This is a genomic window from Bilophila sp. 4_1_30 (assembly GCF_000224655.1).
Taxonomy (GTDB): Bacteria; Desulfobacterota; Desulfovibrionia; order Desulfovibrionales; family Desulfovibrionaceae; genus Bilophila; species Bilophila wadsworthia.
In genome coordinates this window covers 15,538-26,299 of the sequence record NZ_JH114237.1, presented here as the reverse complement: position 1 = coordinate 26,299, position 10,762 = coordinate 15,538, and the positions used below count along the sequence as shown (strand labels likewise).

Below are 10,762 nucleotides of genomic sequence, written 5' to 3'. Positions count from 1 at the left end.
AAGGAAGCTTTTCTTCAGAAAAGTTCCTTCTCCCCTCCCCACGTCATCCCACCATCCCGACTTTCCTAACAAATCCTCGGCAACTGGTCGCCTTCGAGCATGGACAGCAGGCGGCGGCCTCCGATGGGCGTTTGGAGCACGACCTGACCGGGACGGGACGGGGCCACGGCTTCGAGCACGGTGCCGATACGGGCGGCCTCGCGTCCCTGCGGCTCGGAGCGGAGCACGTCGAGCGCGGCCTGAGCCTTGGCTTCCGGCACAAAACACAGCATCTTGCCCTCATTGGCGAGGTACAGGGGATCGAGGCCGAGCACGTCGCAGCCGGAACGCACCGCATCGTGGATCGGGATCGCGGCCTCCTCGATGGAACAGACCACCCCGGATTGCCCGGCGATCTCGTTCAGCGTGGTCGCCAGCCCGCCGCGCGTGGGATCGCGCAGCACATGGATATCCCCGACCTCAAGCATCAGGCGTTCCACCATCTTGTTGAGCGCGGCGCTGTCGCTCTCGACGCCTTGCAGGAACGAAAGGCTGTCGCGCTGCCCGAGCACGGCAAGCCCGTGATCGCCCACGGCCCCGCTCACCAGAATGGCGTCGCCGGGCCGCGCGCCGCTGCCGGACGGCGACGGGTCCGCAAGGATTTCGCCCACGCCCGCCGTGGTTATGAACAGCTTGTCGCAGGCCCCGCGCGGCACGACCTTGGTGTCGCCGGACACGATGAGCACCCCGGCGCTGCGGGCCGCCTCCGCCATGCTTTCCACCACCTTGCGCAACAGATCGAGATCGAGCCCTTCTTCGAGGATGAAGCCGCAGGTCAGATATCTGGGCCGCGCACCGAGCATGGACACGTCGTTGACCGTGCCGTGCACCGCCAGCGTGCCGATGTTGCCGCCGGGGAAGAACAGCGGGGTGACGGTATACCCGTCCGTACTCATGGCGATGGGACCGGAAAGTTCCAGCTTGGCGGCGTCGTCCAGCGTCCGGAGAATGGGATTGTCGAACTGTTCGAGAAAGAGTTCGTTGATGAGCCGCTGGGAGGCCCTGCCGCCGCTGCCGCAATCCAAAAGAAGTGTCTTTGTCATAACCGACCTGTCTTAATGATGATTCCACGGATGGAACAGCCGATGCGAAAAACGTCTGACGCGGCCGCCCATCCTTCCGAGCGAACAGAAGATGCCGAGCAGGTTGAGTATCCCGAACAGGGCGAAATTGATGTGCATCGCCTCCAGAAACTCAGGAATGTTGTTCGGGCCGAGCGCCTCGTCGCCCAGATAAGCGTTCATGGTCAGGGAAATGATGACCATGCTCGACAGCGTCCCGAGCGTGCGGGCCGTACCCACCAGTCCCGAAGCCTGCCCCATGTGCGCTTCGTCCACACTGGTCATGATCGCGCTGGTGTTCGGAGATGCGAACAGCGCGATGCCCGAACCTATCACAAGCTGGACCAGCGTGACCACCCACAGCGACGACGCCCCGTCGAGGGAGGAGGCCAGCAAAAGGCCGACGCCGCACACCGCTATGCCGATTGTGGCGATGATGTCCGCGCCGTGCCTGTCCGCCATACGCCCGCCAAGCGGTGAAATAAACACCTGAACGGCAGGCTGCGCCGACAGGAGCAACCCGGTTTCGAGCAGGGTCAGGCCGTGGACGCCTTGGAGATACAGGCTAAAATAGAAGGTCACGCCGAAAATGGAACTATAATTGATGAAGGAGGCCAGCGTGCTCAGGGCGAACGCCTTGTTCTTCACGAGGAAGGCGACGTCCAGAATGGGATGGTGCGAACGGCGCTCCTCCCACAGGAACAGCCCGAGGAACACCACCCCCAAGGCGAACAGGACGCCCGCCCATGCGCCGGAAAAGAGCCAGATCGCCCCGATGGACAGCAGGCTGACGGCAAGCGTGTAGAAGAGGCTCCCCCGCCAGTCGAAGGGATCGTCCGGGGCGTCCTTCCAGTCGCAGCGGACATTGCAGTACATGAGCAGCCACGCGATGATCCCGATGGGGACCACGCTGAAAAAGAGGAACTGCCAGCCAAGGGCCGTGCCGAGAAGCCCGGACAGGCCGGGGCCGAGCGACAGGCCGCTGTACACGCCGATGGAAGTGAGCCCGAGCACCCTGCCGAGCTGTTCCGGCGGCGCACAGCTCACCAGGATCGCCAGCGCGCAGGTGTTCATGATGGCGGTGCCCATCGCCTGCACGAAACGGCAGCACAGGAACAGCCAGATGTTCGTCACGAACGGCAGCAAGGCCGACATGACGACGAACAGCGACAGGCCGCTGAGGAAAAGCCGCTTGCGCCCGACCATGTCCCCCACCCGGCCCGCCACCAGATGGAAAATCGCCAGCGACAACGTGTAGGCCGCGTTGATGAGGCTCAACTGCATGGCGCTGGCGTGCAGATCCCGCCCGATGGCGGGCAACAACGGCCCTGCGCCGGACAGCATGAAAGGCAGCATGAATTGGGCGGCCCCCACGGCGATAATGACGGTGCGCAGGGAGACGACGGGACGTTCCACATTGCAGGAAGCATTCGGATGTTCAGTTCTCATGAGAACCTTGTACGTCCCCTTTGAGAGGGGGTCAATCGTCCAAATTGAACGCTTGATCAATCTTTCTAACGCCGCATCTCACCCGTGCTCCGCCCAGTCTAAGACGCCCCGCCCTCACACGCCCTTCTCCATGAAACACACCACGAACGGCAAGTGTGCGAACTTCCGGGTTCCCGTAATGCTGAAGCCCTGCCGCTCGTACCAGCGCACCAGTTTCCTGTTTTCGTACATGGCCCCGATGCTGATCGTCCCGCCTCCGGCCCGCCGCACTTCCTCCACAGCGTGAGCCACCAGCGCTCCGCCGTATCCCCGGTTCCGGCTCCACGGGGCCACAGCCAGCTTTTCGAGATAGAACGTCGCCTCGTCTTTCCGCTTGAGGGCCATGCAACCGGACAAACCGTCCTCGTCGGACAGGCCGTACAGGACGGTCCCCCGCTCCTGTTCCTCGGCCAGTGCCGCGTCCCGCAGGAAGGCTCCGTTCGCGGGGCAGTTCTCTTCCGTGAGATCAAAAGCCTCGGCGACTGTAGCGAACGCCTGCCGAATGACCTCCGCCGCCGCGGGGATGTCGTCAGGTGCAAGTTGCGTGATGATGTGCATGGCTCTTCCCATAATAATGGTTGGACACGCTTCGGCATTGAGATGAGATTCATAACAAAAGGTGCTCTGCGGGCGGGGATATACCCCTTTGGAAAGGGCGGGAAGGGCTCCGCGCGGCAGGTTTGGGGAAGGATGGGAAGGCATGGGGGTCCCCTGCCTTCAGAAACGTTCCCCCAATCCCCAATGCTTCCCCTCTCTTCAAGAATCTTGTTCCACCGCCGTCAGCTCCATGTCGCCCCAGACGCCGATGGCTCCCCCGCACTGGGCGAAAATCCCGGTGAGGCCATGCTTCACGAATCGCCGGGCATAGTCCAACACGGCTTTGACGTCGCCGGGGCCTTGCAGACGGTTGCACAACGCCGTCGCCAGCGCGTCCGCCAGCGCCCCGTCCGGGGAGCGCACAAGCACCAGCTCGCCCTGCCCGAAACTCAGGGAGTGCCCGATGGTCGCGGAAGAGGCGCACAGCGCCAACGGGCACGCCGACGCCGCCACATTCAGCCCGATAAGCACCCCGGACTCGGGGTCGGGCAGCAGCCCCACCACACGATCGCGCCGCGAGTACATGAAAATGTCACCTCCGTTCTCTATGATGAGATCCGGAGAGCGGTCCACGAGCGATTCCGCCGCCATCTGCGCGATGGTCCCCGCCACCGCCGCGAACGGCCCCACCCCGGCGATAGCCGAAGCATCGGCCATGCGCCGGACGATTTCGGGAGGAGGGACGGAACAGGACAGCGGGACGGGCACAAGGCTGTGCCGGAATTCGGGATGCAGCACAATCCAGGCCTCCAGCTCGCCGCGCAGCGTACGCACGCGTGCCGCCAGGGCATCCTTGAAGCCTTCCGGCAGGGGCGACACCGCCGTCACCCGCAGATCCGTCTCCCCGATCACGAGCTGAAACCCGTGCTCGCCGTCACGCGGGGCGCAGCGTTCCCGGTATCCGCGGTGCGGATCAAGATGAATCCCTTTCACAGTCCTGCCCATCCTTTACTTTTGGTACGATTGATTCTAAAAAAATGTGTTCGCAAAGTCGATTTCCGCCCGCCGGGCATCACCTTTTCACTTTTTCCAACGCGTCCATACAGGAGAACGTCATGCCAAAGCATTTCATGAGAATCCGCGACCTCGGACACAGCGGGGCATGGGAAATCATCCGCCGTGCCAAGGAAATGAAAGAGACCAACTATCGCGGTCACTGCATGGACGGCAAGGTTGCTGCGCTTATTTTTGAAAAAGCCTCCACGCGCACGCGCGTCTCCTTCGACGTCGCCGTCCGCCAGCTCGGCGGCACGACCATCTTCATGACCCCCGCCGAAAGCCAGCTCGGCCGCTCCGAACCCCTGCGCGACACCGCCCGCGTGCTTTCCCGCTACGTGGACTGCCTCATCGTCCGCACGTTCGGCCAGGAAAAGCTCGACGAACTCGCCGAATACGGCTCCCTCCCGGTAGTCAACGCCCTCACCGATCAGGGCCATCCCTGCCAGCTCATGGCGGACCTCCTGACCATCTACGAGCGCACCCCCGACTTCTCCAAAGTCACCGTAACCTGGGTGGGCGACGGCAACAACATGGCCAATTCGTGGATCGAAGCCGCCATGTACTTCCCGTTCCAGCTCAACATGGCCATCGCCCCCGGCTATGAGCCCGATCAGCAGCTTCTCGCCCTTGCGCTCCAGTCCGGCGCGAAGATCTTCCTGACCCACGATCCCAAGCTCGCCGTCGACGGCGCGAACTACATCTACGCCGACGTGTGGGCCTCCATGGGGCAGGAAGATGAGCAAAAAAAACGCGAGGAAGCCTTCAAGGGCTTCTGCGTGGACAGCGAACTCATGAGCCTCGCCGCCCCCGGCGTCAAGTTCCTGCACTGCCTGCCCGCCCATCGCGGCGAGGAAGTGACCGACGAGGTCATGGAAAGCGAAGCCTCCATTGTCTGGGATGAAGCGGAAAACCGCCTGCACGCCCAGAAAGCCATCCTCGAATGGGTTTTCTCCGACTAGAAGCCGCCGCTCCGGCCCAAACTCCGGGCCGGAGCGTTTTCCCAAAATCATTGACATCCTCCCTGTCGGGGAGAATGGTTTAAAACCAGCCTTTCTCCGGCGTTCCGGCACAGACGTGTTCTCCGCCCGACAAAAGGAGGATTCATGGAATCGCCCTTCCCTTCCCGCGCCGAACTGGACCCTCCCGAACAAACGCCGCACGTTTGCCTTCTGGCCTGCAGTCCGCACCCCGACGGCAGCACCGACGACGCCGCCCGTCTGCTGGAACAGGTCCTTTTGTCGCGCGGCGCGACTGTGGACCGCATCTGCCTGAGGGAATACGCGATCCATCCCTGCATCGGCTGCGGCTATTGTTCCGCACACCCGGGGCATTGCGTCTTTGACGGGGACGACGTTGCGGATCTGTTCCGGCGGATGGGACACGCGGACAGCCTCATCCTGAGCATCCCCGTCTATTTTTATGGCCCCCCGGCGTTGCTCAAGGGCTTCATCGACCGGGCACAGATTTTTTGGGAACAGCGCCGGGAAGGAACGCGCACGCCGCGCCGTCCCGCCCATGCCGTCCTTTGCGCGGCGCGTACGCGGGGCGACAGGCTCTTTGAGGCTAACCTCCTGATCCTGCGCTGTTTTTTGGATACGCTGGGATTCAGCCTCCATGAGCCGCTGCTTTTGCGCGGCGTGGAACGGCCCACCGATCTTTTGCATTCACAAGTCATTGCCCAGATTGAACGATTCGGGCTCGAAGCCGCCGAACAGGCCACACGTTTCTATCATGAATGAACGAAGCTTTCGTTTTCTCCAACCGTTACGGGATCTGCTCCACGCCACTTCGCTGGATGAGCGGCGCTGTATCCTGTGCCATATCCCTTTTTCCCCGCTGAACCGGGGGGAACTGCCAGCCGATGCCGACAACGAGCAGCGTATGCAGATCCCCCTCTGCCCGTCCTGCCGGGCCCTGCTCCGTCCACGCAAGGGAGGTTACTGCCCCTTGTGCGGCGAGCTCCAGCCCTTCTCGGACTCCGAGCCCGCCCTGTGCGAGACATGTCAAAAGACGCCGCCGCCGTGGGAACATTTCCGCTTCTACGGCGCATACAGCGGCGCGCTGAAAACGCTTCTCCTGCGCGGCAAGTTCGGCGCCGACCCCGCCGTGCTGCACCTGCTCGGGCGGTTCCTCGCCCTCTCCTGCAAGGATCTGCCCAAACCCGACGCCATCGTCCCCGTGCCCCTGCACTCCACGCGGCTGCGCGAGCGCGGATTCAATCAGTGCCAGGAACTGGCCCGCCCCCTGTCCGATGCCCTCGGCGTGCCGCTCGTGCCCGATCTGCTGCTCCGCCAGCACCCCACCCGGCATCAGGTGGGCCTGAGCGAAGCCGAACGCGTCGCCAACCTCAAGAGCGCGTTCCTTTCCCTCCCGGAAGTCCGGGGCAAGCGCATCCTGCTTGTCGACGACACCTACACGACCGGCACAACCTTGCGCCGCGCCGCCCTTGCCCTGCTCGATCCACATGCCGGGGCCGCCGCCGTGGACGTGGCCGTCGTCGCCAGAACGCCGCGCGAAAAGCACGATTTCCAGTACAACTGGAGCTCCCCACACGAGTCACTCCCCAAAAACAGCTGAGAATTCCGACTGCGGAGGCCTTTCATGTTCGGACGTATCCTGATGACCCTCGGGCTGGCCATGCTTTTGGTTGCTCCGGCCCATGCCGGTTTCGGACTGGTCCTTCCCGACAGCCCCATCGTTGACGACCCGGAAAAAACATCCCTCAACCTCGTCATCTGTGCCATTGATCCGGCAACGGGCGCGGGCATCCCTATTGAACGCCCGCAAGTCTTCACGGCGCTGCGCTACAGCGGCGACAACATGGACCGGAGCGAACACCTCTCCGTCCTTGACGAAGTCGTCGCCTACGGTGCTCGCGCATGGACCACAAACATTTCCCTGCCCCACCCCGGCGTCTACCAGCTTGTCATGCAAACCAAGGCGGGCTGGGTCCCCGAACAGGACAAGTTCGTCCAGTACGTCACCAAAGTGCAGATCCCGGCCTACGGGTCCGCCGAAGGCTGGGACAAGCCCGCCAACATCAGCTTTGAGATCTCGCCCCTGAGCCGCCCCTTCGGCCTGTGCTCGGGCATGGCCTTCTCCGGGCAGGCCCTCTTCGACGGCAAGCCTATCCCCGGGGCGCTTATCGACGTGGCCCGCCTCGATCCGGCGATCAAGCCCAACGTTGCCCAGCCGGAAGATCCCAACGCGCCGCCGCAGGACGACAAGGCCCAGCCCAAGGCCAAAAAGCAGGATAAGCAGCCCACGCCTCAGCCCATTTCCGCCTTTGGCGACACGCAGCAGGTCAAAGCCGATAGCCAGGGCGTCTTCACGTTCTCCTGTCCGCTCCCCGGCTGGTGGGCTTTCTCGACCAGCATGGCCGGCGATCCCCTCCAAGATCCCGAAGGCAAGCAGAAGCCGCTGGAAATCAAGACCATTTTCTGGGTCTACATGAACGACTGCTCCAAAACGGCTCCGAGCAAGAAATAAACCATGCGTGATGCCTCGTTTCACCTGTTCGATCGGGCGGCATGGCCTCGCAGCGAACATTTCGACTACTATATACGCACGGTGAAATGCCGCTACGACCTGACCGCCCACCTGACCGTCACGGCCCTGCGCGAACGCGGCAAGGCCCTCGGCCTGCGTTTTTACCCGCTCCTGCTCTACATCGCAGCGCGGGCCATCAATGCGAACCGGGAATTCCGCATGGGCTTCAACGAGCACGGCGCGCCCGGCTACTGGGATTTCATCAATCCGTCCTATACGATCTTCCATGACGACGATAAAACGTTTTCAGACGTCTGGAGCGAGTACGACGAATCGTTTCCCGTTTTCTACCAAAACGTCCTGCACGACATGGAAACCTACAAAGATGTCAAAGGCGTCCGGGCCAAACCAGGCAGGCCGGCCAACTGCTGTCCCATGTCCGCGCTGCCGTGGCTGAGCTTTACCGGCATGGCCCATGTGCAGGCCACGGAACCGCCCTTCCTGCCGCCCATCATCACCTTCGGCAAGTACTTCGCGCAGGGGCCGGACACGCTCCTGCCGATCGCCGTCTCCGTCCATCATGCGGCGGCCGACGGATACCACACCAGCAAGCTCATCAACGACATGCAGGCGCTCGCCGCATCCTCCGGCCAATGGATGCGCCCCTGATGCCTCCGCCATATGAGAAAGCCCGGTTGCGCTCCCCAGCAAGGACGTGCCGGGCTTGCTTTTTTCCTTCTTCGTCCTTACCCTATACACTGCAACACCCAAACCAGCGGCAGGAAATGCCTGCCCAACCATCCAGAGGACACATCATGCCCAAGTCGTTTTATGCCTGTCTCAGCGCCGTACTGGTTCTGGTCATGCTGGCTTTCGCCTATGGTGAGGCCGACGCCGCTCGTATCGGCGGTGGCCGTTCCTTCGGCGGACGCCCGTCCATGAGCCAGCCCTACACGAAACCGCTGCCCTCTAATCCTTCCTCCTCGTTCAATCAGCAGACCAACCGCCAGAGCCAGCAGATGGCCAACTCCGCCGCTCCGAGCCGTGGTCTTTTCGGAGGCATGGGCGGTATGCTCGGGGGCCTTCTCGCCGGTAGCCTGCTCGGCTCGCTGCTCTTTGGCGGCGGCTTCAATGGCGGCGGCTTCCTCGACATCATCCTTATCGGCGGTCTCCTTTTCCTCGCGTTCAAGTTCTTCGGCAGACGCCGCGCCGCGACACAGGGCGCAGGACAGCCCAATGCGGGCGGTTTCGATTCGCTCCGCAGCACGCCCGGCTCCGATTCGACGCATCAGCGTACGGCGGCTCCCCAAAGCGGCAAAGGCGGTTTTGACTGGGACGCGCTGACCACGCCGTCTTCCGGCCAGCAGCCCCTGTATCAGGACGAACCCAAGAAGCCTGCCGGATTCGATGAAGAAGAGTTCCTTCGCGGCGCGAAGGCCGCCTATACCCGTTTGAACAATGCGTGGGACAAGCGCGATCTTTCCGATATCGCCCAGTTCTCCACCCCAGCGTTCCAGAAGGAGATCCAGCAGCAGGCCGCCGAGGACAAGACCCCCGGCAACACTGAGATCATGCTCGTGAACGCCTCGCTCCTCTCCGTGGACACCGTCGGCGACGAGCAGATCGCGCAGGTCTATTTCAACGTCCTGCTCCGCGAAGACCCCTCGCAGGAAGCGCCCATCGACGTCCGCGAAATCTGGCATTTCGTCCGCCCCGCCTCCGGCGACGGCACCTGGAAGCTCGACGGCATCCAGCAGGTTGAGAATGTATAGATGAAGTGAATAGGGGAGGGGAAAGGGACCCCTTTTTCAAAAGGGTCCCTTTCCCCTCCCCGCCCCCCCTATCCCCCTAAAACGTTTGTAAGGGGCAATGGCGGGATGGGCGGCACGGGAAGCTGTCCCCTGACAGGGCGTCCCCGGCATTCCGGTAAAAAACAAGTCCCGGACCTTATGCGGTTCGGGACTTTTCTTTTGTGGATCGCACAATCGGAAACGGGGATTCAATAACGTCGAATGGTTTAAGGAAAAGGAGAGCTCGTTTTTGGGGAGAGTAGGGAAAAGCGTCCTTCAGAAAACCTTTCCTCCCTTTCCCAATGCTTCAGCTACACTCACCCAGCAACATTTCCAGAACGGCATCGGCCTCCATAGCGGCGGCCATGACGACGCGAGGCGCAAGAGGCGGCATACCGGGCCCGATGCCGCTGACGTGATCGCCAACCACGACGAGACGGCTTCCGAGCTTCCGGGCGGTCATCGGAACGCCGCCCCACCCGGCCATGCCGGAGGCGGAAACCACACGATGCCCGGCCAACAGCAATGCTTCGACGAGACTCTTTTTCACTTCGGGATCATCCACGGCCTCGACGACGATGTCGCATCCGGCAAACAATCCGCAGGCCGAAGGGCCATCAAGAGCCCGCTGCTCAAGCCGCAGGATGACGGACGGGTTCAGCTCCCGCAAGACCGCACCCAGCGCCTCCACCTTCGGCAACCCCAAATGCCGGGGGAAAAAATGCTGGCGGTTCAAATTGGACAACGCCACCACATCCGGGTCCGCAATCACGAAATCCCGAATACCCGTCCGAGCCAAAAAGACGGCACAGTTGGAGCCTAACCCGCCCGCTCCGGCCATGCCGATGCGCGCCGACGCCAACACCTTGCACTGTTCCGCCGCAAGATGCCCTTCCAATACCGCATCCCAGCCGACAATCCCATCCATTCCGCACCTCATCCACAACATCCCGCACAACGGAACTCCCGCCGAGCGGCCTCCCCGCCAGTCAAAAGTCTTAGGGGGATAGGGGTGGGGTCTGGGGAGGGGAAAGGGCCCCTTTGGAAAAAGGGGCCCTTTCCCCTCCCCAGTCTCCCCACTTCTTCTACTCTACGCCGACTTGCCGCAGGCGTAAGCTTCGTCGAGAGGCTCCCACGACTTGCACACGGGCTGGTAGCCCTGCGCCTCAATGGCGGCAATCATCTGATCCACATCCCGATCGTCGGCGATCTCAAACTGGGCGGTGTCGTGCTCCTCGGCCGGCATCCTGCGCGGCATGGGCATGTCCGCCCACGGCGGTGGAAACGCCCGCCGAAATC

General features: G+C 62.6%; 11 protein-coding genes and 1 pseudogene. 6 read left to right on the top strand and 6 right to left on the bottom strand.

The genetic code is table 11. The features are described from left to right. Positions 1-65: 65 nt before the first annotated feature. The 4 genes from hypE to HMPREF0178_RS19235 all read right to left on the bottom strand — a co-directional run bounded on the left by hypE (position 66) and on the right by HMPREF0178_RS19235 (position 4,130). The gene (hypE, locus tag HMPREF0178_RS19250) at positions 66-1,082 is read right to left on the bottom strand and encodes a hydrogenase expression/formation protein HypE (RefSeq protein ID WP_009369216.1); all 1,017 of its coding nucleotides are present in this window, start codon (positions 1,080-1,082) and stop codon (positions 66-68) included. Positions 1,083-1,094: 12 nt separating this feature from the next. After that, entirely contained in the window at positions 1,095-2,549 is a 1,455-nt protein-coding gene (locus tag HMPREF0178_RS19245; protein WP_005030468.1) for an MFS transporter, read from the bottom strand. A 114-nt stretch (positions 2,550-2,663) separates the two neighbouring features. After that, positions 2,664-3,146 carry a GNAT family N-acetyltransferase gene (locus tag HMPREF0178_RS19240; RefSeq protein WP_039959462.1) on the bottom strand — a complete coding sequence of 161 codons (483 nt, stop codon included), beginning with the start codon at positions 3,144-3,146 and terminating at the stop codon, positions 2,664-2,666. 198 nt (positions 3,147-3,344) lie between these two features. Next, positions 3,345-4,130, bottom strand: a complete 786-nt coding sequence (locus HMPREF0178_RS19235) for a UPF0280 family protein (RefSeq protein WP_009369214.1) — start codon at positions 4,128-4,130, stop codon at positions 3,345-3,347. A 110-nt stretch (positions 4,131-4,240) separates the two neighbouring features. On the opposite strand from HMPREF0178_RS19235, the gene argF reads away from it, so the two are divergent. From argF to HMPREF0178_RS19205, 6 genes are all read left to right on the top strand, one after another. Then, positions 4,241-5,143: an ornithine carbamoyltransferase gene (gene argF, locus HMPREF0178_RS19230; protein ID WP_009369213.1), complete on the top strand. Its 903-nt coding sequence runs from the start codon at positions 4,241-4,243 to the stop codon at positions 5,141-5,143. A 144-nt stretch (positions 5,144-5,287) separates the two neighbouring features. Next, complete coding sequence (locus HMPREF0178_RS19225) at positions 5,288-5,923, top strand: flavodoxin family protein (RefSeq protein WP_009369212.1); 636 nt, start codon at positions 5,288-5,290, stop codon at positions 5,921-5,923. After that, on the top strand, positions 5,916-6,761 hold the full coding sequence (locus tag HMPREF0178_RS19220; RefSeq protein WP_009369211.1) for a ComF family protein: 846 nt from the start codon (positions 5,916-5,918) through the stop codon (positions 6,759-6,761). The genes HMPREF0178_RS19225 and HMPREF0178_RS19220 overlap by 8 nt, the downstream gene beginning before the upstream one ends. 24 nt (positions 6,762-6,785) lie before the next feature. Beyond that, entirely contained in the window at positions 6,786-7,673 is an 888-nt protein-coding gene (locus HMPREF0178_RS19215) for a DUF4198 domain-containing protein (protein ID WP_009369210.1), read from the top strand. Positions 7,674-7,676: 3 nt separating this feature from the next. Further along, positions 7,677-8,342, top strand: coding sequence for a chloramphenicol acetyltransferase (locus HMPREF0178_RS19210; RefSeq protein ID WP_009369209.1), 666 nt, complete (start codon positions 7,677-7,679; stop codon positions 8,340-8,342). Between the two features lie 146 nt (positions 8,343-8,488). Then, on the top strand, positions 8,489-9,445 hold the full coding sequence (locus HMPREF0178_RS19205; RefSeq protein ID WP_009369208.1) for a Tim44 domain-containing protein: 957 nt from the start codon (positions 8,489-8,491) through the stop codon (positions 9,443-9,445). Positions 9,446-9,770: 325 nt separating this feature from the next. On the opposite strand, the gene thiF is transcribed toward HMPREF0178_RS19205, so the two are convergent. Next, on the bottom strand, positions 9,771-10,391 hold the full coding sequence (gene thiF / locus HMPREF0178_RS19200) for a sulfur carrier protein ThiS adenylyltransferase ThiF (protein WP_009369207.1): 621 nt from the start codon (positions 10,389-10,391) through the stop codon (positions 9,771-9,773). 162 nt (positions 10,392-10,553) lie between these two features. Beyond that, a pseudogene (locus tag HMPREF0178_RS21235) lies at positions 10,554-10,762 on the bottom strand (2-iminoacetate synthase ThiH); the annotation flags it as partial.